This is a genomic window from Gilvimarinus polysaccharolyticus (genome assembly GCF_001187555.1).
GTDB classification, from domain to species: Bacteria; Pseudomonadota; Gammaproteobacteria; order Pseudomonadales; family Cellvibrionaceae; genus Gilvimarinus; species Gilvimarinus polysaccharolyticus.
Genome location: NZ_LFIJ01000002.1, coordinates 1,136,800 through 1,161,643 on the forward strand (window position 1 = coordinate 1,136,800; position 24,844 = coordinate 1,161,643).

19 protein-coding genes are annotated in these 24,844 nt (G+C 51.2%); 14 read left to right on the top strand and 5 right to left on the bottom strand.

Annotated elements, in window-relative coordinates; genetic code table 11:
• Window positions 1–137: 137 nt before the first annotated feature.
• The 6 genes from GILYN3_RS13525 to GILYN3_RS13550 are packed head-to-tail and all read left to right on the top strand — an operon-like array spanning window position 138 to window position 5,324.
• Window positions 138–920 (top strand): DUF3450 domain-containing protein, encoded by a 783-nt coding sequence (locus GILYN3_RS13525; protein WP_049723485.1) that lies wholly within the window; start codon window positions 138–140, stop codon window positions 918–920.
• Window positions 917–2,302: a MotA/TolQ/ExbB proton channel family protein gene (locus GILYN3_RS13530; protein ID WP_049723486.1), complete on the top strand. Its 1,386-nt coding sequence runs from the start codon at window positions 917–919 to the stop codon at window positions 2,300–2,302. Before GILYN3_RS13525 ends, GILYN3_RS13530 begins: the two co-directional genes overlap by 4 nt.
• An 11-nt stretch (window positions 2,303–2,313) precedes the next feature.
• Entirely contained in the window at window positions 2,314–2,841 is a 528-nt protein-coding gene (locus tag GILYN3_RS13535) for a MotA/TolQ/ExbB proton channel family protein (RefSeq protein ID WP_049723487.1), read from the top strand.
• A gap of 39 nt (window positions 2,842–2,880) precedes the next feature.
• On the top strand, window positions 2,881–3,285 hold the full coding sequence (locus GILYN3_RS13540; RefSeq protein ID WP_049723488.1) for an ExbD/TolR family protein: 405 nt from the start codon (window positions 2,881–2,883) through the stop codon (window positions 3,283–3,285).
• A gap of 6 nt (window positions 3,286–3,291) precedes the next feature.
• The gene (locus GILYN3_RS13545) at window positions 3,292–3,912 is read left to right on the top strand and encodes an energy transducer TonB (RefSeq protein ID WP_049723489.1); all 621 of its coding nucleotides are present in this window, start codon (window positions 3,292–3,294) and stop codon (window positions 3,910–3,912) included.
• A gap of 11 nt (window positions 3,913–3,923) precedes the next feature.
• A complete protein-coding gene (locus GILYN3_RS13550; protein ID WP_049723490.1) occupies window positions 3,924–5,324 on the top strand; it encodes a tetratricopeptide repeat protein in 1,401 nt (466 codons plus the stop codon).
• A 185-nt stretch (window positions 5,325–5,509) separates the two neighbouring features.
• Here the strand turns inward: GILYN3_RS13550 and ilvD are convergent, their stop codons facing one another.
• From ilvD to GILYN3_RS13575, 5 genes are all read right to left on the bottom strand, one after another.
• Window positions 5,510–7,351 carry a dihydroxy-acid dehydratase gene (gene ilvD, locus GILYN3_RS13555; protein WP_049723963.1) on the bottom strand — a complete coding sequence of 614 codons (1,842 nt, stop codon included), beginning with the start codon at window positions 7,349–7,351 and terminating at the stop codon, window positions 5,510–5,512.
• A gap of 129 nt (window positions 7,352–7,480) precedes the next feature.
• Window positions 7,481–8,800, bottom strand: coding sequence for an amino-acid N-acetyltransferase (gene argA, locus GILYN3_RS13560; protein WP_084005446.1), 1,320 nt, complete (start codon window positions 8,798–8,800; stop codon window positions 7,481–7,483).
• A complete protein-coding gene (argE, locus tag GILYN3_RS13565; RefSeq protein WP_049723491.1) occupies window positions 8,797–9,987 on the bottom strand; it encodes an acetylornithine deacetylase in 1,191 nt (396 codons plus the stop codon). Before argE ends, argA begins: the two co-directional genes overlap by 4 nt.
• 144 nt (window positions 9,988–10,131) lie before the next feature.
• Window positions 10,132–11,406: an inorganic phosphate transporter gene (locus GILYN3_RS13570; protein WP_049723492.1), complete on the bottom strand. Its 1,275-nt coding sequence runs from the start codon at window positions 11,404–11,406 to the stop codon at window positions 10,132–10,134.
• Window positions 11,407–11,460: 54 nt separating this feature from the next.
• A complete protein-coding gene (locus GILYN3_RS13575) occupies window positions 11,461–12,141 on the bottom strand; it encodes a TIGR00153 family protein (RefSeq protein WP_049723493.1) in 681 nt (226 codons plus the stop codon).
• 164 nt (window positions 12,142–12,305) lie between these two features.
• Between GILYN3_RS13575 and GILYN3_RS13580 the strand changes: the two genes are divergently transcribed.
• From GILYN3_RS13580 to hldE, 8 genes are all read left to right on the top strand, one after another.
• The gene (locus GILYN3_RS13580; protein ID WP_049723494.1) at window positions 12,306–14,069 is read left to right on the top strand and encodes a GspE/PulE family protein; all 1,764 of its coding nucleotides are present in this window, start codon (window positions 12,306–12,308) and stop codon (window positions 14,067–14,069) included.
• 21 nt (window positions 14,070–14,090) lie between these two features.
• Window positions 14,091–17,039 (top strand): bifunctional [glutamate--ammonia ligase]-adenylyl-L-tyrosine phosphorylase/[glutamate--ammonia-ligase] adenylyltransferase, encoded by a 2,949-nt coding sequence (glnE, locus tag GILYN3_RS13585; protein WP_049723495.1) that lies wholly within the window; start codon window positions 14,091–14,093, stop codon window positions 17,037–17,039.
• Between the two features lie 207 nt (window positions 17,040–17,246).
• Window positions 17,247–18,176, top strand: coding sequence for a branched-chain amino acid transaminase (locus GILYN3_RS13590; RefSeq protein WP_049723496.1), 930 nt, complete (start codon window positions 17,247–17,249; stop codon window positions 18,174–18,176).
• Between the two features lie 8 nt (window positions 18,177–18,184).
• A complete protein-coding gene (gene waaF, locus GILYN3_RS13595) occupies window positions 18,185–19,240 on the top strand; it encodes a lipopolysaccharide heptosyltransferase II (protein ID WP_198147358.1) in 1,056 nt (351 codons plus the stop codon).
• 189 nt (window positions 19,241–19,429) lie between these two features.
• Window positions 19,430–20,752, top strand: coding sequence for an O-antigen ligase family protein (locus GILYN3_RS13600; RefSeq protein WP_049723497.1), 1,323 nt, complete (start codon window positions 19,430–19,432; stop codon window positions 20,750–20,752).
• Window positions 20,742–21,536, top strand: a complete 795-nt coding sequence (locus GILYN3_RS13605; protein WP_232305597.1) for a glycosyltransferase family 2 protein — start codon at window positions 20,742–20,744, stop codon at window positions 21,534–21,536. The genes GILYN3_RS13600 and GILYN3_RS13605 overlap by 11 nt, the downstream gene beginning before the upstream one ends.
• A 13-nt stretch (window positions 21,537–21,549) precedes the next feature.
• Entirely contained in the window at window positions 21,550–23,322 is a 1,773-nt protein-coding gene (msbA, locus tag GILYN3_RS13610) for a lipid A export permease/ATP-binding protein MsbA (protein ID WP_049723498.1), read from the top strand.
• Between the two features lie 33 nt (window positions 23,323–23,355).
• Window positions 23,356–24,786, top strand: coding sequence for a bifunctional D-glycero-beta-D-manno-heptose-7-phosphate kinase/D-glycero-beta-D-manno-heptose 1-phosphate adenylyltransferase HldE (gene hldE / locus GILYN3_RS13615; RefSeq protein ID WP_049723499.1), 1,431 nt, complete (start codon window positions 23,356–23,358; stop codon window positions 24,784–24,786).
• Window positions 24,787–24,844: the final 58 nt, after the last annotated feature.

Below are 24,844 nucleotides of genomic sequence, written 5' to 3' on the forward strand. Positions count from 1 at the left end.
GCATTGAATGTAGAGGAACCCTCTTATTACAATGCTGCGTTCTTAAGCAGCCTCGAAAGAGGTATTCGTGGATTATGTGTCTGTGGCAGAATTCTGTCGCATATAACCTGATTGCAAGCACCCGAGTTGGGGGAATTATGAAAAAACAGCGATTGAAAGCCGTGGCTCTGACCACTGTGCTTTCTGCCAGCGCACTAGTAGGTAGTGTGGCTTTGGCAGATCAAACCCTGGACGAAATTCTTCAGGTAAGTCAGGCCAAAACTACTTTGGCGCGAGACTCTCAAAAACGTATTGACCGTTTATCTCAGGAGACTGAGGATCTGCTAGTGCAATTTAAGCAGGTTAATAAGCAGGTCGAAGATATGCGCGTTTACAACAGTCAGCTTGAAAAGCAAATCGCTGCTCAGTTGGCCGTAATCAAAGATCTGGACGAATCCATCGAAAACGTTACCGTTATCGAACGTCGCATCCAGCCGTTGGTTATGCGTATGCTCGACGGGCTGGAACAGTTCGTGAAGTTAGACAAGCCATTTAAAATAGATGATCGTCTGGCTCGTATCGAGATGCTGCGTAACAACCAAGATCGCGCCGATATCTCAGTTGCTGAAAAATTCCGTCAAGTGTTGGAAGCCTACAAAATCGAGAGCGATTACGGTCGTTTCATCGAGGCGTACCGCGACACATTAGAAGTGGGTGGACAAGAGCGCGAAGTTAACATTCTGCGTATCGGCCGCGTTTCTCTGATGTACCAAACAACCGACACCGAATCTTCAGGTGCCTGGGATCCTACTCAGGGTGCATGGGTTGAGTTAGATGACTCATACCGCAGCACTATCCTGAAAGGCTTGCGCATTGCGCGTAACGAAGCCTCTAAAGACATTATGTTTGTACCTGTCCAAGCGCCGGAGGCAGCAAAATGAAAATGAAGTTTGCAAAACGCTGTCTGGTAGTTGTGGCTGCCGGCTTACTGAGCACCAGTGCTGTAATGGCACAAGAAAGCGACAAGGCTGCAAGCCTTGATGAGCTGTTAAACATGGTAAAAGACTCACGCATCTCTGAAACTGCAGAGCATCGTAAGCGTGAGCAACAATTTACCCGCCAAAAAGGCAATCAGGCGAGCTTGTTAAAGCAGTCCCAAGATACTTTGGCTGCTGAAGAGCGTCGTTCTGAGCGTTTAGAAGATACCCATGCCAAGCAAGAGCTTGATGTGGATGCCAAGCGTCAGCAGTTTAATGAGCGTCTCGGTTCACTGCGTGAACTGTTCGGTCATTTAACTTCTACTGCCGGTGACTTACGTTCAACCTTGAACACCTCTCTAATCTCGGCGCAGTATCCAAACCGCGGTGAGTTCTTGGTAGAGCTGATCGATAAAATGAACTCAAGCACTCGCTTGCCTAGCCTCGATGAAATCGAGCGTCTGTGGTACGAGCAGCAGCGTCAAATGGTTGAGAGCGGTCGCGTTGTTACCTTTACCGGTACTGTGATCAAGCCTAATGGCGAAAATGCTGAGCAACAAGTTGTGCGTATCGGTTCTTACAACTTAGTGTCTGAAGGCAAATACTTAAACTACGTGCAAGACGGTTACAAAATGGAAGAGCTGATTCGTCAGCCTGACAGTAACTACTTGAACTCGGCGTCTGAGTTGCAATCGGCCACCTCTGGTTTGGTTGGTGTTGGTCTTGACCCCACCGGTCCCGCTGGCGGCACTTTGCTAGGTGCGCTGATTAACAGCCCAACCTGGAAAGAGCGCTTGTTGACTCAAGGTGGTGTGGTTGGTTATGCCATTATGGCTGTGGGTGCACTGGGTCTGTTGATTGGTCTGTGGCGCATCGTTTACCTGTTTACTGTAAGCGCGAAGGTTAGCAGTCAGTTGAAGTCTAAGAAGGCCAATACTAACAACCCTCTGGGTCGTGTATTGAAAGCGGCTGAAGAAAATTCAAGCGCCGATACCGAAACTTTGGAGCTAAAACTCGAAGAAGCGGTATTGAAAGAGCGTCCGGCTATCGAAAGTGGCTTGGCGATTCTAAAAATTATCGCCGCTGTTGCACCGCTGATGGGTCTGTTGGGTACCGTTACCGGTATGATCTTGACCTTCCAAGCGATTACAATTTTCGGTGCAGGTGATCCGAAAAACATGGCAGGCGGTATCTCCTCTGCATTGATCACAACGGTTTGGGGTCTGTTAGTAGCGATTCCTGTGGTATTGATCCACACCGTGGTTAATGGCCGAGCCAAGCGTGTTATTCATGTTCTTGAAGAACAGTCGGCTGGTATCATCGCCGAAAACGCAGAACGCAAGTAGGAGATAGAAGCATGCTGGCATTAATGGAAGCTATCGCAGCCATTAGAGCCTTTTTGGATCAGGGCGGTATGGTATTGTTATTCATTGCCGCCCTTACCTTTGTCATGTGGACCCTGATTTTTGAGCGGGTGTGGTATTTCAAAGGCGGTCTAAAAGGTGATCTTCAACAGTCTTTGGATATGTGGGAAGCGCGCAGTGAGCGCAAATCTTGGAACGCCCGCCAGATCCGTACGGCACTGATTTCTAAGATTGAGCAGAAGGTGAATACCAATATGGACATGATCGCCACTATGGTGAGCTTATGTCCTCTGCTTGGTCTACTGGGTACGGTTACCGGTATGATTGAAGTGTTTAACGTTCTCGCGATGACCGGTGGTGGTGATGCCAAGGAAATGGCAGGCGGTGTATCTAAAGCGACAATCCCGACAATGGCGGGCATGGTTGCTGCGCTGTCTGGCTTGTTTGCCAACACCTACCTCAATCGTATTGCCGAGCGTGAAAATCAGTTGTTTGCCGATCACCTGACAATGGATCACTAAGGCTGGCACGTCGTATCAACCAGTAATAAGAGATTTGTCATGAGCAGGAAAAACGAATCTGAAGACGATCAGACCGGGGCGATCGATTTAACCCCTATGCTCGATGTGGTTTTCATCATGTTGATCTTCTTCATTGTGACTGCCACATTTATTAAAGAGGCCGGGGTCGAAGTGACTCGTCCTGAAGCAACCATGGCTGACGAAAAGAAAAACGCCAGTATCCTGATTGCTATCACAGACGAGGATGAAATCTGGATTGATAAAAACCAGATCGATCCCCGTGGGGTGCGAGCGCAAATAGAGCGCTTGCTTGCCGACAACCCAAGAGGCTCCGTTGTTATTCAGGCTGATGCTGAATCTAGCGTTGAACTGCTAGCCGAAGTTGCCGATACTGCTCGTCAGTTGAATGTGAGTAACGTCGCTGTCTCTACAGCTAAGAAATAGGCCGCTATGAATCTTGTAAGAGTAATTATTGCTGCCGTTTTGGCGGTGGTCGTGACCCTCGGCCTTCTTTTTCTGATGCACTCACTGATCAACTCTGATCTGAAGGCTGATGAGCAAGAAGAGCAGGTACGTATCGAAGATATTCGCATGCCGGATACCGAGATCGAAGTCCGTTACGAGACGGCTAAGCCTGATAAGCCTGAAACGCCTGAAACTCCGCCGCCGGATATTCCAGAGCCTGATTTCGATACGCCTGATATTAACCCTGAAGGGTTAAATATGACGGCACCGACGTTAAGCTCTGATATCAATATTAGTGCCGGTGGCATTGGTGGTGATGGTGAATATCTGCCTATCGTTAAAGTGGCGCCTCAGTACCCGCGTCGTGCGGCGCAACGTGGTATCGAAGGTTTTGTGACAGTAGAGTTTACGGTAACCATTAATGGTTCTACCAAAGATGTAGTTGTTATCGAAGGTATCGATAAAGCCGGTAAGGAAACCAGCATCTTTGACCGTGCAGCCATTAAAGCAGCCGAGAAGTTCAAGTATAAGCCACGAGTTGTTGACGGTACGCCTATGGAAGTAGTGGGTGTTCGTAACCGCTTTGTCTTTGAGCTTGCGCAATAAGGGTGATGAAAATGAAGAATGTAAAATCGATAATTTCAGGCACCTTTAAAAAGTCATTATTAGCATCGGCGCTGCTTGCAGCGCCAGCACTTACTGGCTTTGCTGCGTATCAACTGGTGCCCGAGCAATCGCTATTTGTTGCCGGTAGTGTACAGGCTCAAAGTTCAGAAATTATGCGTCCGGCGGAGGAAAAGCTGAGTCCGCGTCGCTTGCCTGGTTTGTCGCAGAACTTCATTAAAGATCTGCAAGAGGTCAGCGAAGCGTTAGACCCGACAGAAGAAGCTATTGCCGAGGGTGCTAAGTCTGACCCGCGTAAAGCGTTGCAGATCGTAAACGAAATGGCCAAAGATATGGGTGATTACAACCCGTATGAAAAGGTTATGGTTTACACCTACTTTGGTTCTATTTATTACAATCTCGAAAATACCGAAAAAACAATCGAAAGTTTTGAGAACGTAGTAAAGCAAACTCCGAACCTTCCAGTGGGTACTGAAGCTCAGTATCTGTATACCTTGGCGCAGCTGTATAGCCAAGAAGATCAGCCGAAAAAAGCACTAGATTATCTAAAGCGTTGGAGCAAGATGGTAACCAACATCTCGGCCGATCAGTATGCTGTGATCGCTCAGGTGTTTTATGCCAACGAAAATTCAGATGCGGCACTGGCAAACATGCTGGAAGCTATTCGTCAGTATGAAGACGCAGGCAAAATCCCTAAAGAAGAGTGGTTAGGCTTCGCTCGCGCAGTTTATTACACGCGTGAAGACTATCCGGCTACTTTGAAAGTGGTCGAGCAGTTGGTGCGTCAATACCCTAAGATGAGTTACTGGCGTCAGCTGGTGGGCTTGTATTACGAGTTGGGTCGTACTGATGACTACTATCGTGCGTTAGACTCTATGTACGTAATGGGTGGTTTAAATAAAGATGGTCAGTTGCGTACTCTAGCTGGCGGTTTTATTGATCAGGATGCGCCTTACAAGGCGGCTAAAGTTTTAGATAAAGGCATCAATGTAGATAAAATTATTGAGCCTACGTCTAAAAACTTAGAGTTGCTGGCTAACTCTTGGCGTTTAGCGCAAGAGACGGACAAAGCTTTGGTCGAAATGAAACGAGCAGCCGCTAAAGCTGAAGATGGCGACTTGTATTTTAATTTGGCGCGTTTGTTGTTTTCGTTAGATCAATTTAACGAAGCTGTTGCCGCTGGTAAAAATGCTCTGAAAAAAGGCGGTTTAAGTCGCCCAGATTCAGTTCATTTGACCATTGGTCAAGCAGAGCTATCGCGTAATAACTTTGACGCTGCTGTAGCTTCTTTTAAGCAAGCTGCAAAAGATGATCGCAGTCGTAAGTTTGCCACTCAGTGGACAAAATACGCTGAAAGCGAGAAAAAACGTCAAGAAGCATTGAAAGACGGCTAAGTAATTAGTTGTTGATCAGCACAAAAAAACCGGCTTATGCCGGTTTTTTTGTGCTTGGTGTTTGAGTGGCATAACCGCTTTAGTTAAATCAAGACATATCTAATAAGGTTTGTTATTTGATACAAAAAAAGCCTGTGACACAAATGAATGGCACAGGCTTTTTAGATTGCTTTGGCTGCCGGTGTTTAATCGAGCAGGCTTAAATCTCGTACAGCGCCTTTATCGGCGCTGGTGACCAGCATGGCATAAGCCTTAAGCGATGCGCTTACTTTACGCGGGCGCGGTTGCTCAGGCTTCCAGGGTTTTTCCCGTTGCTCCATGCGTTCGCGGCGTTCATTTAGCTCTTGGGCGCTGATTTGTACATTGATGGTCCGCGCAGGAATATCGATACGAATAATGTCGCCATGTTCGACCAAACCAATAGCACCGCCAGCAGCGGCTTCGGGTGAGGCGTGGCCGATGGACAAGCCAGAGGTGCCGCCAGAAAAGCGCCCATCTGTTAGCAGGGCACACGCTTTACCTAAACCTTTTGATTTAAGGTAGCTGGTTGGGTAGAGCATTTCTTGCATGCCCGGTCCGCCGCGAGGGCCTTCGTAGCGAATAATCACCACTTCGCCAGCTAATACTTTATCGTTTAGTACATGTTCGACTGCTTGCTCTTGGCTTTCCACTACGTGCGCAGGGCCTTCAAACACCAAGATAGAGTCATCTACGCCTGCAGTTTTTACCACGCAGCCATCTTCGGCAATGTTACCGTATAGAACGGCTAAACCGCCTTCGGTGGAGAATGCGTGTTCGAGTGAGCGAATACAGCCAGTGGCGCGGTCGCCGTCAAGGCTGGGCCAGCGCGCCGCTTGCGAGAATGCAACTTGAGTGGGTATACCGCCGGGGCCGGCTTTAAAAAACTCGACTACCTCAGCAGATGGGTTACGCATAATATCCCATTCATCCAACGCTTCTTTTAAGGTGTCGCCGTAAACGGTTGGTACGCTGGTATCCAGTACGCCAGCGCGATCCAGCTCACCTAAGATGGCCATTACACCGCCGGCGCGGTGAACATCTTCGACATGATATTGCGGGCTGTTGGGCGCGACTTTACACAGCTGGGGTACTTCGCGCGATATACGATCGATATCGCTCATACTAAAATCTAACTCGGCTTCTTGCGCTGCAGCTAACAAGTGCAAAATAGTATTGGTGGAGCCGCCCATGGCGATGTCTAGCGCCATGGCATTGGCAAAAGCGGCCTTCGAGGCAATTGCGCGAGGCAGCAAGTGTTTCTCGTTACCTTCGTAGTAACGTTTGGCTAATTCGACAATCCGATGTCCGGCATTTTTAAACAGTTTTTCACGGTCGGCATGGGTCGCGACGATGGTGCCGTTACCGGGTAGAGACAAACCCAGTGCTTCAGTTAAGCAGTTCATCGAATTCGCGGTAAACATACCCGAACAAGAGCCACAGGTAGGGCAGGCGCTACGCTCAACTTCGGTGAGAGTCTCATCGTCGACGCTGTCGTCAGCGGCCATCACCATGGCATCGATCAAGTCGAGGCCATGATCGAGCAATTTTGTTTTGCCGGCCTCCATAGGGCCGCCCGAGACAAAAATAACGGGCACGTTAAGGCGCATGGCGGCCATTAACATTCCTGGAGTGATTTTGTCGCAGTTAGAGATGCAGACGATTGCGTCGGCACAGTGGGCGTTAACCATGTACTCGACGGAGTCGGCAATAATATCGCGTGAAGGCAGCGAATAAAGCATACCGTCATGGCCCATGGCAATGCCGTCATCCACCGCGATGGTGTTGAATTCTTTGGCTACACCGCCGGCTTTTTCAACTTCGCGAGCAACCAGTTGACCCATGTCTTTTAAGTGCACATGACCTGGCACAAATTGCGTAAACGAGTTGGCGATGGCAATTATCGGCTTTTGAAAGTCATCGTCTTTCATACCGGTGGCGCGCCACAAGGCGCGGGCGCCGGCCATGTTACGGCCGGCGGTGGTGGTTCTGGAGCGATAGGTTGGCATAAATACCCCGTTGGCACTATCAAATAAAACATTCAGCACAAAAGCTAAACGTCGGAAAATTTTAACCGCCGATAATATCAGATCGGCGCGGCAAGGTCAGGCGGCGTAGCTGGACACTGGTGGGTGGGTTTAGCGAATATCTTTAATAAATACCTTAGAGCCGCGTTGGTAGTTGTACAGCGACTGGCGCTCTAATGGTAAATCGCTGATGGCGCCGGGAACAAAGCCGTGCTCTAAAAACCAATGAGCAGTCTGGGTAGTGAGTACAAATAACGTGTTGATACCGGTATCTTGAGCGCGCCGCTCCAGTTGTTCTAACAGCTGGCTGGCGCGCCCGCCTTTACGGTATTCAGGGTGTGTGGCAACACATGCTAACTCTGCTACTTGGCCGTACGGGTAGACGGCGGCGCAGGCGATAATGGTGCCGTCTTTCTCCAATACATTAAATTTTGAAATCTCGGTTTCGAGTAGTTCGCGGGAGCGACGAACCAGTATGCCCTCTGACTCTAGCGGCTCTATTAGGCTTAAAATTCCACCCACATCGTCGATCGTGGCGCCGCGTAATTGCTCGTAGTGGCCAGAGTAAACCATCGTCCCTTGGCCGTCGCGAGTGAACAATTCGGCCAGTAGGGCGCCGTCTGTGGTGTAGTTAATTAGCTGGGCACGTTGTACGCCTTGTAAGCAGCTGAGGTAGGCGCTTTCTAGGGCGAGCTGTGCCAGCTCACTGGCTTGGTCGATATTCTCATTTAAATGCTGTTTGCATTGAGCGAGGGTAAATTGCCGTACCAGCCGGCCCGAGGCATCGGTTACGCCGTCGGTGTCACAATAGGCCAAGAGTTTGTCGGCTTTAAGCGCGATGGCCGTTTGAGTGGCAACATCGGCGTACGTGAGGTTAAACACCTCGCCGGTGGCGGAGTATCCCAGTGGAGATAGAAGCACCATCGCGCCAGCATCTAGGGCGCGGGTGAGTTGGGTGGCATTAATGCGGCGCACTTTGCCTGTGTGCTGTAAATCGACACCATCGATGACCCCATGAGGCATGGCTGCGACATAGTTGCCGCTGGCCACCTCGATGCGTGCGCCGTGCATGGGCGAGTTGGGCAACCCGGTAGACAGCGCCGCCTCTAAGGTGATGCGTGCTTCCCCAATAGCCTGTACGACTCCTTGCAGTGATTCGCTGTCAGTGATGCGTAAGTTGCCATGAAACACCGGTGTACGTTGATCGGTATGTAAGCGCAAATCGATTTGCGGGCGTGCGCCATGCACCAGTACCAGCTTGACTCCTAAGCTTGCCAGTAGCGCCAAGTCGTGAATGATATGGCTAAAGTTGGTGTGCGTGAGTGCTTCTCCGGGCAGCATAACCACAAAGGTTTTACCGCGGTGGGCATTAATATAGGGCGATGAATGGCGAAACCATTTTGCGTAATCTTGGATATTGCTCACACTCATGCTTGGCCCTTGTGGTGTGGAGGCGCAGATGTTTGGCGCTGACAAAAATGATGAATAAGCGATTTTAATACCTTAATTGCCGGTGCCAGTTGGTCGATAGCGATAAACTCATCGGGTTGGTGAGCTTGATCAATGGAGCCAGGCCCCATGACAACCGCTTGCATGTCTAGCTGCCGATAAAAAGGAGCCTCGGTGGCAAAGCCGACGGCCTCCGCCGTGACTCCCGTTAGCATTTCACAGGCGCGAATAAGATCGCTGTCGCGTGGTTGCAGTAACGGGTCAACACCTTCAAATAGGGTCGAAAAAACAATATCAATCTGACGCCGCTCGGCAATTGGCGCAAGCCTGTGATTAATCTCGGCGCGCAGCTCATCGTTGTGCATGCCGGGCACAGAGCGTAAATCAAAGTGTAGCTCGCACTCGCCGCAAATACGATTGGCGCCATCGCCGCCATGAATACAGCCTAAATTAAGCGTGGGTACAGCTACCGTAAAGCCTGGGTTGTGAAAACGTGTCTGTAGCTCTTGGCGATAGTGTATAAGCTCGCCTGTGACTTCGTGCATAGCCTCTAACGCGCTATTGCCTAAAGCGGGGTTGGATGAGTGCCCACTTTTACCCAGCACCCGGATAGACTCCATCAAAATGCCTTTATGCATATTGATCGGGCGCATACCGGTGGGCTCGCCCACTACGGCATAGCGGCCGGGGGCGATGCCAGTGTTTAATAGTGCTCGAGCACCGCTCATGCTGCTCTCTTCATCGGCGGTGGCAAGCACAATAATCGGCGCCTGTAGTTTGGTGGGGTCAATATCGCGCACCGCCTCCATAACCGCAGGGAAAAACCCTTTCATGTCGGTGGCTCCTAAGCCATACAGTTTGCCGTCGCGCTCGGTGAGGGTGAACGGGTCGGAGCTCCAGTGTTTAGCGTCAAACGGTACGGTATCGCTGTGTCCAGCAAACACTAAACCGCCTTCGCCACGGCCGAGTGTGGCGAGTAAATTGTACTTGCCAGGATGCTCCGGCACGGCGATAACCTCAACCTGAAACCCCAACTCGCTGAAGTCTTCCGCGAGTTGATCAATGACACCTTTATTGCTGGTGTCCCACTCGGGCAGCGCACAGCTGACCGAACGCTGGGCGACCAAGCGGCTTAAGTGGTGGGTGTAGCGCTTTAGGTTGAGGGTCATAACAGCTTGTCTCAGAAATCGTTTTGAGAGTGTAATACAGCTAATATTGCTTGGCACTATTTGTGGATTACTTTAACTCTGCCGCTAAAAGTAAAAAGCCCGCGTATGCGGGCTTTTTACAGATGTTTACGTGGAGTTGAGGTGTTAGCCAAAAATCCCTTTAAACATAAAGAAGAATAAAATGGCGAGTCCGGCACCGGCTGGTAAGGTGACGATCCAGGACATGAAGATAGAGCCGACAACTCGCAGGTTAAGTGCGCCAATACCGCGCGCCAGACCAACCCCAAGAACGGCGCCTACCAAGGTGTGAGTGGTGGAGATCGGCAGGCCGGTACCCGAGGCAAATACTACTGTGGCGGCGGCGGCTAGTTCGGCGGCAAAGCCGCGACTGGGGGTAAGCTCGGTGATTTTTTTACCGATGGTTGCCATGACTTTAAAGCCGTAGGTAGCAAGGCCAATAACAATACCCGCGCCACCAATGAGTAGCACCCAGCTGGGCATAGCCGATGTGGTTGTGACACTGCCGGTTTTGATGACACTGATAATGGCGGCCAGTGGGCCAACAGCATTGGCAACATCGTTTGAGCCGTGAGCAAATGCCATGGCACATGCGGTAAATACCATAAGGATGGCAAACAGACGTTCAACATTAGCAAAGCGGTTGCCAGAGTCATTCGCTTCATCACGTTTGATGTTACGTAAAAAATACACCCCGATGATAGCGACTACCAAACCCAAAATGGTGGAGACTCCGGCGCTTTGGAGAAAGCTCAAGGAAAAACCAGAATCTTTAAAGACATGTTTGAGGCCTTTAAGGATGGTTACCATGGCTATTAAAAAGCCCACGGCGAACATGTAAAAAGGAATGTAGCGTTGGGCGGAAGAGAACGGATCTTCGGTATTTAAGATCAGCCGCTGGACAGAGCGAAATATCCAAAACGCCATGGTTCCCGCTAACATGGGCGACACTACCCAGCTGGCGACGATGGACAGCACTTTGCTCCAGGCGACGGCTTCTACCGAAATACCCACGGCGGCAAACCCGACGATGGCGCCGACGATGGAGTGGGTGGTGGATACCGGCCAGCCGAGGATGCTGGCGATCATCAGCCAAGTGCCAGCGGCCAGTAGCGCCGAGAGCATCCCGTACACCAGTAGCTCGGGAGTTCCGGCCATAATGGCGGGGTCGATAATCCCTTTGCGGATGGTCGCGGTAACGGCGCCGCCGGCGAGATAGGCACCTAAGAATTCAAAAATCATGGCGATGATTATCGCCTGTTTAATAGTTAGCGCTTTAGAGCCAACAGATGTGCCCATGGCATTGGCAACATCGTTGGCACCAACCCCCCAGGCCATAAAAAGCCCAAATACGCAGGCGAGTATTAAAAGAATCTGGCCGTATTCTGCGATAACGGTCATGTAGGTATCCCCAGTAATATTGTTGGTGCAAATCAGGCAGTGTTCTGCCGTGTATCAGCGAGCAAGTAAAAGCTGTAGGCGACTGCCAACGGCCTGAGATCGGTCGGCCAAATCCCCCACCCAGTCGATAACCTTGTAAAGAAAAATAACATCTACAGGCGGCCATTCGGACTCGAGCTTATACAGCTCTGAACGAATCTCGACTTGTAGGTCGTCATTTTTACGCTCGTATTGATCGAGCTTTTCAATCATGTCTTCTACCAGAGTAAGCTCGCGGCCACTAAACCCGGTTTCGAGTAATTCATCGAGCTCGTTAATGGCGGTGAGGGCTTGCTCTGCGGTGCGCTGGCCCGATTGCACAAACTCGATAAACAGCTGCTGCAGTGACGCGGGAATACGCATTTTACGACCCAGCATAATACCGGCAATATCTTGCGCTTTATTGGCAATCTTGTCCTGCATGCTTAATAGTTCGAGTAAATCGGTGCGCGGTACGGGTAAAAATAAGCTTTTTGGTAGGTGCAAGCGCAGTTGTTTCTTCATGTCATCGGCTTGGTGCTCAAGCTCAACAATGGCTTGTTGGGTGGCATGAGCCTGTTCCCAGTCATCGTTGATGACAGCCTCGAAGAAGCTCACCAGCTTGCTTGAGGCGTTAACGACCACGGCCATATGCTCTTGCATAGGCTTAATGGGCGAGCGTCCAAACATGTTGGAAAAAGGGTTACCAAGGGCCATAAAATGTATTCCTTACGTAAAATGAGCGGGCAGTATAAAAATATCTGTGCGTCAGGTCACCCGTTAAGGCATATTTGTTTGCAGTAGATGGCAATCGGCGCCGTGACGGCTGCCGTCGATGCGCGCTACAATCGCAGCTGACATAAAGCTTGACGGAGTATGGTATGACGCAAAAGGTTGCGACGGATCGAGTGTTGGATTTACGCTCACTGTTGAATGAGTTGGTGGCCGATGGGCGCATGAGTCAGGCAGACGCCAACTTGCTGCAGGGCGCTAACCGTAATCGCCAGCAAACAGCCATGCACCCTTTGGCGTATATCGCCAGCCAAGCGGTTGATGACTTAACTCGGCCCGGCAAACTACTGGATGCCGAAACTCTAACCCATTGGTTGGCCGAGCGCGCTGGATTGGACGTAGTGCATATCGATCCGCTCAAAATTAACGTCTCCCAAGTTACCGCTGTGGTCTCTTACGCATTTGCCAGGCGCCACAGTATATTGTGTGTTGAGGTGACCCCTGACGAAGTAGTTATCGCTTGCGCCCAGCCGTTTATGGCCGGTTGGGAACCGCAGGTAGAGCATGTGGCACGCCGCCGGGTGCGGCGGGTGTTTGCCAATCCGGCCGATATAGATCGCTTCAGTATAGAGTTTTATACCCTCGCGCGCTCGGTTTCTGGTGCCAGCGGTGGATCGGCTGGATCGGGGGCTACTAATTTTGAGCAGCTGGTTGAGTTAAAGACCCTGGGCGATCCAGATGCCGATGATAAGCACGTTATTAATATTGTCGATTGGTTGCTGCAATATGCCTACGATCAGCGCGCCAGCGATATTCATATCGAACCGCGCCGCGAGGTGGCGCGCATCCGATTTCGCATAGATGGCGTGCTGCACGATGTTTACGAGCTGCCCGCCTCGGTGGCAATGGCGGTTGTCAGCCGTTTTAAAGTGTTGGGGCGCATGAATATCGCCGAAAAACGCAAGCCGCAAGACGGCCGGATCAAGACCCGCCGCAGTGATGAAAGCGAAGTGGAGCTACGGCTTTCCACGTTGCCCACCGCCTTTGGTGAAAAATTAGTGATGCGTATTTTTGACCCCGAGGTGTTGCTCAGAAGCTTTCACGACTTGGGGTTGGTCGGCGAAGATTTTGCTCGCTGGGAAGGCATGACCAGCAAGCCCAACGGTATCGTGTTGGTGACCGGCCCTACCGGCTCGGGTAAAACCACTACTTTGTATTCTTCGTTGCGTAAGCTGGCCACCAGTGAGGTGAACGTCAGCACCGTTGAAGACCCTATCGAAATGGTAGAAGAGAGTTTCAATCAGACTCAGGTTCATCACAAAATTGAGTTGGACTTTGCCGCTGGCATTCGCACACTTATGCGCCAAGACCCAGACATTATTATGGTGGGCGAAATGCGTGACTTAGAGACCTCTCAAATGGCGGTGCAGGCGGCGCTTACCGGCCACTTGGTATTGTCTACGCTGCACACTAACGATGCCCCCGCGACCATTGCGCGATTGTTAGATTTGGGTATTCCTGCGTACCTTATTAATGCCACCTTGCTGGGTGTTATGGCGCAGCGATTGGTGCGAACTTTGTGTCCGCATTGTAAAGAGGCTGGTAGCTTACCGCGTGAAGAGTGGGGTGCGCTGGTGAAGCCTTGGAAAGTTACCATGCCCGAGACCGTGTATCGCCCAGTAGGTTGCTTAGAGTGCCGCAACACGGGCTATTTAGGGCGCCAAGGTATTTTTGAAATTTTAGTGTTGTCCGATAGTTTGAAACAGTTGATTACCGAAGGCTGCGACTTACAGGCATTGCGCAAACAGGCCATGCGTGAAGGAATGCGTACGCTGCGGTTATCGGGTGCGCAAAAAATTGCCGCCGGCCTTACCACCCTAGAAGAAGTGCTGCGCGTCGCACCGCCGCAGTAACTTGTAAGCCTTGGAGCTACCATGACCGACCGCTGGAACCTGCCCGCGCCGTTAGCCGATACCGCCGATAAATGGTTAAAAGCCCTGCAGCAAGCGCTTGCTGACGAAGGTGTAGGCGACCCTGCGGCATTGGTTGATGAGGTGCCGGAGGCACCGGCGGCGGACGAGTTTTTGGCGCAGCTACGTTATGTGTTGGCTGCCAGTGAATTTGTGGCAAAAACACTAAGTGTTAACCCTGCACATTTGGTGACTTTGGCTCGTGATAGCTTGTTTCGCGCACAAACTCCTCGCGACTTACAAGCGCTGACCGAGCAACTTGCTGCCTGCCCCGATCAGCCCGCGCTGGACCGTGCCTTACGGCTTGAGCGCAACCGCGCCATGGTGCGTATTATTTGGCGCGACTTTACCCGCGCCACGAGTATGGTTGAGACCACCGCCGAGCTATCGGCACTGGCTGACACCATTATTAATGCGACGCTTAACTGGCACTATGCCGCGCTGATTAAGCGTTTCGGTGAGCCTGTAGGACACGCCTCGGGCTTAGTGCAGCCGTTAGTTGTATTGGGGATGGGCAAACTGGGTGCCTGCGAGCTAAATGTTTCCTCCGATATTGATTTGATTTTTGTTTACCCCGAGGCGGGCGAGACGAACGGTGAGCGCAAAACCTTAAGCAATCAAGAATTTTTTGTGCGGCTCGGACAAAAGTTGATTCAGAGTCTCGACACTAATAGTGCCGACGGTTTTGTGTTTCGGGTTGATATGCGCTTGCGGCCCCATGGGCAAAGCGGCGCGTTGGTACAAAATTTTGATGCGATGGAGCGTTATTATCAATCGCAAGGGCGTGACTGGGAACGCTACGCCATGATCAAGGCGCGCCCAGTGGCCTGGGTGACGGGAGGCGAGGCTGCCGGTGATGACTTAATGCAGCTGTTGGCGCCGTTTACGTACCGTCAGTACGTCGACTTTGGCGTGATCGACTCTTTGCGCTCCATGAAGGGGTTGATCAACCGTCAGGTGCAGCGCAAAGGCATGGATCTAGACGTTAAGCTTGGCGTGGGTGGCATTCGCGAAGTTGAGTTTGTGGTGCAATTGTTTCAGTTGATTCGCGGTGGCCGAGAGACGGCTTTGCGCGAGCGCCAAGTGTGTAAATTATTGCCGTTGCTAGAACAACAAAAATACTTGCCCGAGGGCTCGGGGGCCGAGTTGCTTGAGGCCTATATATTTTTGCGTAACACCGAACACGCGATCCAAGGCTATCAAGATCGTCAGACGCAATCGTTGCCCATTGATGAGCTTGACTGCTTGCGCTTGGCGATGGTGATGGGTTACCCCGATTGGGCAACATTTTTAGCGGCGCTCGAGACACGTCGTACGCTTGTTGATCGTGAGTTTCAGCAAGTGATCGCCGATCCCGACGCCGAGCACGAGGTAGCTGCCGAAGCGCTGGACGCTTGGTTTAGTGTGTGGGAGGTGGCGGACTCTGACGCTCAAGCGCTTGAAGTGCTCACCGAGGCCAATTGGGTAAATGCCGAGCGCGTGCTTGCTCTGCTAGAGGACTTGCGCCAAAGCCGGCCAGTGTTGTCGATGCAGGCGTCGAGTCGCACCCGTTTAGATATGTTTATGCCCCGCTTGTTGCACGCCCTAGATCAGGCCCCTGAGATCGAGGCATCGGAGGGGCTAAAGCGAGTGTTGCCCTTTATTCAGGCGGTGGCTCGGCGCAGTGCTTACTTGGTGCTGCTGGTCGAAAACCCCACAGCTATGCAGCAACTGGTGCGCTTGAGTGCGGCGAGTCCCTGGATTGCCGATCAGCTTGCCAACCATCCGATTTTGCTGGATGAGCTGCTCACTCCCGAGAGCTTGTACGCGCCGCCGGGCAAGGATGAGCTGCGTGACGAGTTGCGCCGTGAAGTGCTGCGTATGGGGTGGGATGATCTAGAAGGGCACATGGAGTCGCTGCGCTATTTTCGCTCGGCGCACGCACTGCGTGTTGCCGCCAGTGAGGTAACCGGCGCGTTACCACTGATGAAGGTCAGTGATTACCTCACCTATATTGCGGAGGTGATCTTAGAGCATGTGTTGGCGTTGGCTTGGGAGAATATGGTCGCGCGCAATGGTTATCCCCGTCGCCAAGATGGCTCGGTGGAGCGCGAGCCAAACCTTATTATCGTCGGCTACGGCAAGCTCGGTGGTATCGAGTTGGGGCACGGCTCGGATTTAGATCTCGTATTTATTCACGACATCGATACCCAGTGCAGCACCGATGGCGAAAAATCGGTCGATAATCAAACATTTTACACGCGTCTATGTCAGCGCATGATTCATATTATCACCACGCAAATGGCGTCTGGACAATTGTACGAAGTCGATATGCGGCTGCGGCCGTCGGGTAATTCTGGGATGTTGGTTGCTTCGCTGGCCGCGTACCAAAAATATCAATCCACAGAGGCGTGGACTTGGGAGCATCAGGCAGCGGTGCGGGCGCGACCGGTGGCCGGCGATCAATTATTAGCCGAGCGATTTGAAAAGGTGCGCGAAGCGACGTTAAGGCAAAAACGTGATACTGCGGCTCTGCGTCACGATGTGATCGAAATGCGCGAGAAAATGCGTGCACACCTAGGGCAGGCGGATAAAAACTCGCAATTATTTCACCTTAAGCAGGATGCTGGAGGTATCGTCGATATTGAATTTATGGTTCAATATGGCGTTTTAGCATGGGCCCAAAAAGCGCCTGCGCTAACCCAGTACACGGATAACATCCGGATACTGGAGACGCTGGAGCAAGTTGGTCTGATGACCGCAGAAACAGTAGCCCAACTGATTGCAGCCTACAAGGCTTATCGGTCCACCGGACACCGCCTAGCGTTACAGCGCCAGGAGGCGGTACTGCAAGGTGAGGATGTGTTTACCACCGAGCGTCAGCAAGTGAACGAGCTGTGGCAGCAGTTAATGTTAAGCCCAGATCAAACATAACGCTCGGCAGCTTAAGTTCACAGCCTAAATCGAGCAGTGCATCGTTTAAAAATGATTATTTACACGCGTAAACTCATATTTTTTGCCTTGCTCGGTGCAATTTTTAATGCAATCTGAACAGTTACAGGCAGTGCTGAATAATTGCACTGTTCGTTGGGGGCATTGCGCCCCTCCCTTACTTTTATTTTAATTTTTTAGGAGTTGGCTATGTCATTTGCCGATCGCGACGGCGTAATTTGGCTGGACGGCGAACTGGTGCCTTGGCGCGATGCGCGGGTACATGTACTGACACACACATTGCATTACGGTATGGGTGTGTTTGAAGGGGTTCGTGCGTACCAAACTGCCGAAGACGGCACCTGTATTTTTCGCCTGCAAGAGCACACTGATCGGTTGTTCCGTTCGGCTCATATTATGCGCATGAAGCTGCCCTTTGAAAAAGAGCAGCTTAACGAGGCGCAAAAATTAGTGGTGCGTGAAAACAACCTAGACGAGAGCTACCTGCGGCCGATGGCTTTTTACGGCTCAGAGGGTATGGGTTTACGGGCCGATAATCTAAAAGTGCATGTGATGGTGGCCGCCTGGAATTGGCCTTCATACATGTCACCTGAGGCGCGCGATGTCGGCATTAAAGTTCGCACCTCAAGCTACACGCGTCACCACGTAAACATCACTATGTGTAAAGCAAAAGCCAACGGTAACTACATTAACTCGTTACTGGCTTTGCAAGAGGCGCTCGATAGCGGCTGTGAAGAAGCTTTGTTGCTGGATAACGAAGGTTACGTGGCAGAGGGCAGTGGCGAAAACGTTTTTGTGATTCGTGACAACATCATCTACACGCCCGAGCTCACCTCATGTTTAGATGGTATTACCCGTAATACTATTTTTGCTTTGGCAGCAGAGTGCGGTTATGAAGTGCGTGAAAAACGTATTACCCGCGACGAAGTTTACATTGCCGATGAGGTGTTCTTTACCGGTACGGCTGCCGAGGTTTTACCTATTCGTGAACTCGATGGTCGGGTGATCGGCGAAGGTAAGCGCGGACCTATCACCACCCAGCTGCAAGGCTTGTATTTTGATGCCGTTAAAGGCCGCTTGCCGCAACACAAAGGCTGGTTGGCTCCAGTTGCCGGTTAATTGTCTTTGTGAGTAAGCCCAACTCGTCTCGACGTACCTTGATTGTCGGCCCCTCGTGGGTCGGCGATATGGTCATGGCGCAAAGTTTATTTAAGCTGTTGCGTCAGCTGTACCCTAATAGCGAGATCGATGTGTTGGCGCCGGCTTGGAGTCGGCCGTTGACTGAGCGCATGCCCGAGGTAGCAGATAGCATCGATATGCCTTTGGGGCATGGTCAAGTGTTGTTGGCTGAGCGCTATCGCTTGGGGCGCGCACTGGCCAAGCGCGATTACAGTCGTGCCTACGTTTTACCTAATTCTCTTAAGTCGGCTTTAGTGCCTGTTTTTGCCGGTATCGAAACGCGTATTGGTTGGCGGGGTGAGATGCGTTTTGGCTTGCTGAATGACATTCGTAAGCTCGATCCTAAACGCTATCCATTAATGGTTGAACGTTTTGCCGCGCTGGCTTTTGAGCCGGGGGCATCATTGCCGGATGTTTTGCCGCGCCCTGAATTACACGTTCAAAGTGAGACGCTGCCAGCATTATGCGTGCAATACGGCTTAACGTTACAGCAGTCGGTTCTGGCTTTGTGTCCCGGTGCCGAGTTTGGTCCGGCTAAACAGTGGCCTGCCGAGCACTATGCGGCGGTAGCGGCAAGCGCTATTGCCGCAGGTTGGCAGGTGTGGCTGTTTGGCTCTGAAAAAGATCGCGCGGTAGCCGACAGTATTATTACCGCGCTTGCCAAGAGTGATCGAGCTTACTGTGTCTCGTTGGCCGGGCGTACCAGCTTGGCAGACGCGATTGATCTTATGTCTGTAACTGCGGCTGTCGTGAGTAACGATTCGGGTTTGATGCATATCGCAGCCGCATTAGGGCGTCCACTAGTGGCGGTTTACGGATCGACCTCTCCCGGTTTCACGCCGCCATTGAGTGATCGTGTTGCCGTTGTGTCGCAGGCGCTGGATTGTCAGCCATGCTTTAAGCGCGAGTGTCCGCTTGAGCACCTACGGTGTTTGCGCGAGCTTGAGCCCGCTCGCGTAGTGGCGGCGTTGGCGAGTTTAACCGATGGCGCCATTAGCGGTTGATGTTACAGTTTTTCACAGCTTGGTAGAGCCACTCGGTATCGGGCTGTAGAGTTTTATGCTTCAATACGCCGGCGCTTGCAGCACTAGAGTAATGCGCTGAGACCGGTAACCATCATTGTTATATGTACAGGCGTTGATGAATTGAACGCAGTAACAAGCATGAGCGCGAAGGCGTAGGTGAGTGTATTAATGAAACCGACAGCCATCGCTGACTCTTTAACCCCGTTAACCCCATTGCGTCGCTATGCCTCGTATACTGTTGCGGCGGCGGTGGCCTTGTGCCTGGCTATTCCCTCTGGCTATTCTTATGCGCCAGCTTTGCTGATCTTGTGCAGCCTACCTATTTTATTTATTAAGCGTCCTCGCCTGTGTTTAGGGCGCTCGGATTGGGTGCTTATTGGCACTTTGTTATTTTATTTTATGATATCTGCGGCGATTAGCCTTTATCACCAATTGCCTAGCAGCTCATATGAAGAGCCTAGCCGTTTTTTATTGACGATTCCGGTACTGTTACTTTTGCTGGCTTACCCTCCACGTCAGAGCTACTGGTGGAGTGCGTTAATTATTGGCACATTAGCCGGCGGCATTTTAGCGTTGTGGCAAATACTGGTCGAGAATCGTGTTCGCGCGGGTGGTTTTATGAACCCGATTCAATTTGGTAATTTATCGTTGTTGATGGGCGTATTGTGTTTGACCGGTATTGGTTGGGCGCGCGAACAACGTCACGCAACATTGTGGTGGGCTGCGCTTTGTGTGGCCGCATTAGCGGGGGCCACTGCGTCTTTATTGTCCGGTGCTCGCGGCGGTTGGTTGGCGTTACCGGTGATGCTGGCGTTGCTTTATTGGGCCTACCGGCGCTATTTACCAAAACGCACGTTGGCACTGACATTGGCGGTGTTCGCTAGCGGGTTGATCGCACTGTATATCATTCCCCAGACTGGGGTTCAGGCACGTATTGATCGCGCAATCAGTGATTATCAAGAATACAGTAGTGGCGTGCACATGAGCAGTTCGGTAGGAATGCGGCTTGAGATGTGGAGCGCAGGCATTGCCCTGGCAACCAAGCAACCTCTGTTAGGTTGGGGGGAATCAGCTTATGGTGAAAAGCTCACCGGCATGATTGAAGATGATCGCTCGCGGGTTATTATTAATCAGTACGATCATGTGCACAGCGATTCACTGGATGCTTTTTTACGGCGTGGGCTGTTGGGGTTGTTTGCACTGCTGCTAGTGTATGCGGTGCCTTTTGCGCTGTTTGCACGTAAATTTGTGCGTGGTGGCGCGGGCGATCCTTACGCCATCGCAGGTCTGATTTTGGTGGCCTCAATAGCGACCTTTGGTTTGACCCAAGCTTTTTTTCGTCATAACAGCGGCGTCACCGTGTACCTATTTTATATGGTGGTGTTATGGGCGTATGTCCGGGCTGCGGAGCGAGGCAGGTTCAAATCTGATAATGACGAGACGATCGCCGATGTTGTGGTACAAGAAATAGAGGAGCATCGTGTTGAGTGAGGTTGATCAGCAGACTCCCGCTGTGCGTTTGTCGGCTGTTTTAATTGTAAAAGATGAGGCTGCTAAGCTGGCCGATTGTTTGGCGAGCTTACAATTTGTCGATGAAATTGTGGTGCTTGATTCAGGCAGTTGTGATCGCACCACCGAGATCGCGCATGAGTATGGCGCGCGGGTCGAGAGCAATAGTGATTGGCAGGGTTTTGGGGTACAGCGCCAGCGAGCACAAGCATTGGCGACTGGCGACTGGGTGTTAATGATTGACGCCGATGAGCGTGTTACCCCTGAGTTGCGCGCGAGTATCGAATTGGCTATTTGTAATTCACCCACAATTTATTATGTGAACCGTTTAAGTTGGTGCTTTGGCCGCTTTATGCGGCACACAGCGATGTACCCCGATTGGATTCCGCGTCTATATCCGCGCACTCAGGCGGGTTTTGATGATACCCGTGTACATGAGCGTTTGAGTAACCCCCAGAGTTTACCGCAACAACGTCTTAGCGGCGATTTACTGCATTTTGTGTATGATGATGTTCGCCATTTAGTGAATAAGTCGGCACTTTACGCCGAGCAGTGGGCGATTGCTCGCGCCGAAGCCGGGAAACGTTGCTCGTTACTGTCAGCTGTCACTCATGGTTTATCTTGTTTTATTCGGATGTATATTTTACGTCGTGGATTTCTCGATGGCGGGCAGGGTTTTTTGATTGCGGTAGTCATGTCTCATTCGACTTTTGTAAAATATGCCGATCTTTGGGTGCGCACACGTCCCAATACTAATTCACCCTGAACCTGAAGGGCTTATGATTCGCAATAAAGTTAACACCTCAAACCCTGCATCCGAGACGGCCTCCTTGGCTGTTTATTTAAGATTGCTGGCGTACCTTAAGCCGCACAGAATGTTATTTGTCTTTAGTATTTTAGGCTTTTTGGTGTATTCCTCTGCACAGCCGGCGATGGCTCAGTTTTTGGATTACTTGCTGACATTTATTGAAGCCGAAGAGCGCGGGCCGGCGTGGGTGCCCTCGTTAATTATTCTTGGCATTATTGTGGTGCGTGGTTTTTTTGGTTTTGTCGGTAATTATTTAATCGCTAAGGTGTCGTTCCGAATAGTCGATACGCTGCGGGTACAGTTGTTTAGTCATATGGTCTATTTGCCCGGCGAATACTTTGATCGCAACGACTCGGGTCAGCTGATGTCGGTTATTACTTTTAACGTTAATAATGTTACGACTGCATCGACAGAAGCCTTAAAAACATTGATAAGAGAGGGTACGACAGTAATTGCTCTGCTGGCGTATTTGTTTTACAAAAATTGGGCGTTAACTTTATTAATGATGACCGTAGTGCCGGTCATTGCGGCATTAGTGGGATTTGTCGGAAAGCGTTTGCGTCGCCTAAGTACCAAAGTACAACACAGCATGGGAGAGATTACACAAGTCAGCTCGGAGATGATCAATGGCTATCGTGTGATGCGCAGTTTTGGCGGAGAAGATTACGAAGTCCGTCGCTTTGCCGCCGCCAGCTGGCGCAACTATCTACAGAATTTAAAAATCGTTATGACCACCACGATTAATACGCCCTTGATTCAGACGTTAGTAGCGCTGTCGATGGGAGCGCTGTTGTGGGTAGCCCTAGGTTATATCGAAATTCACGACGCCAGTGCTTTTATTGCCTACTTTGTCGCTGTCGGCATGGTGTTAAAGCCTATGCGCCAGTTGAGCGAGATTGTGCCGATTATTCAAAAAGGCGTGGCAGCGGCCGACAGTGTGTTTCAGGTGTTGGATGAACAGCCTGAACAAGATGCCGGTACTTATAGTGTTGATCGCGTAAGTGGCAAAGTATCGATTCGGGATTTAAGTTTTGCCTACGATGATAATAAACCCGTGCTTAAAGGCCTGTCGCTGGAGGTTAACCCTGGTGAGACGGTGGCATTAGTAGGGCGTTCGGGTAGCGGAAAATCTACTTTAGTGAGCGTGCTGTCCCGCTTCTATCATCAGTTTGATGGTGCGCTTGATATCGACGGCGTTAATATCCGCGATTACCGCTTGGCTAATTTGCGCGCACAAATATCGTTAGTGACACAGAACGTGGTGTTATTTAACGATACGGTTGCCAATAATATTGCCTACGGTGCGCTACAAAATATTGGCGAAGAAAAAATCCGTAAAGCGGCAGAGTTAGCTTATGCGCTGGAGTTTATCGAAGAGTTACCCGATGGCTTTAATACCATTATTGGCGAAGGTGGCACCCGACTTTCGGGAGGGCAGCGCCAGCGTTTGGCTATTGCCCGAGCGATCTTAAAAGACGCCCCTATTTTAATGCTCGATGAGGCCACCTCGGCGCTTGATAATGAATCGGAGCGTTATATTCAGCAGGCCTTAGAGACAGTTTCTAAAGGGCGCACCACGTTTGTGATTGCGCACCGGCTATCGACGATTGAGCAGGCCGATAAGATTGTGGTCATGGATGCCGGTGAAATTGTTGAGCAGGGTAATCATCACGAATTAATGGCATTGAATGGTCATTATGCGCGCTTGCACAATGCATCATCGAGTGATGTGCTTGCCCACTAAGATTTATTGTTTAAGTTATAAAGGTTTCAAACTATGCAACTTCCTGCAGCGCGTTTTGATCGGGCGCAAATTTTAGTGGTTGGCGATGTGATGCTCGACCGCTATTGGCATGGTGACACTTCGAGAATTTCACCCGAGGCGCCAGTGCCCGTTGTTCGCGTTGATGAGACAGATGACCGCGCAGGTGGTGCTGGCAATGTCGCGCTTAATATTGCGGCACTGGGGGCCGGCGCTGCGTTAATTAGTGTGGTGGGCGCCGATGAGGCGGCTGAGGTGTTACGTGGTCAGTTAGCAGCGGCTAATATCCGCACGGACTTTCAGGTGGCTAACGGTAAGCCGACCATTACTAAGCTACGAGTAATGAGTCGCCACCAGCAGTTATTACGAATGGATTTTGAACAGGCATTTAGCGCTGATGATGCTGCCCAGTTACCCAGTAAAACTGAAGCTATGTTGTCGAGTGTCGGTGCTCTGGTGCTATCGGATTACGCCAAAGGTACATTGGCCGATTGCCAAACCTTGATTCGTTTAGCACGAGCGCAGCAAGTGCCGGTGCTGGTAGACCCTAAAGGTACCGATTTTAGTCGTTATCGCGGCGCAACCTTACTAACGCCAAACTTACACGAGCTGGAAGCTGTTGTAGGGGCGTGTCCCACCGAGCAAGTGCTAATTGATAAGGCTTCGGCGCTAATGGCCGAGCTGGATTTACAGGCATTGCTGGTAACGCGAGGAGAGCAGGGGATGACGCTCCTGCGCCCCGGAATGGGCGAGCTGCATTTACCGGCGCGTGCGCGCGAAGTGTTTGATGTAACAGGTGCTGGCGATACCGTGATTGCAGTGTTGTCGGCATCGATTGCCTCAGGCTATTCACTTGCCGAGGCCACAGGGCTTGCCAATTTGGCGGCTAGTTTGGTGGTGGCAAAGTTAGGTACGGCGACTATTAGCGGCCCCGAGTTACGCCGAGCTGTGGGTGCAGAGCAAGGCGTTGAGCGTGGCGTCGTCAGTGCCGAGCAGTTGTCTTTGGCGTTGGTTGAAGCGCGCGCTCAGGGCGAGAAGATTGTTTTTACTAATGGCTGTTTCGATATTATCCATGCCGGTCACGTAGGTTACCTTGAGCAAGCCCGCACTTTGGGTGATCGGTTAGTGGTGGCGATTAATGCCGATGAGTCGGTGACGCGACTGAAAGGCCCTTCGCGTCCTATTAATCCAGTTGATCGGCGGATGGCGGTACTTGCCGGGCTTGAGTCCGTGGATTGGGTGGTTAGTTTCAGTGAAGATACGCCTGAGAATTTGCTGCGTCAGCTGCGCCCTGATGTATTAGTTAAAGGCGGCGATTACGGAGAGGATGATGTGGTCGGCTGGCCAATTGTTAAAGAGTATGGCGGTGAGGTGGCTGTGTTGCGCTTCTATGACGACTGTTCCACCACAAATATTATTGAGACGATCACTAAAAAACAGCGGTAGGCTCAGTTTCGGCTTAGCGCTGTTTTTTTAAAGTGCTGTGATGTTTATAGGTAGGTCG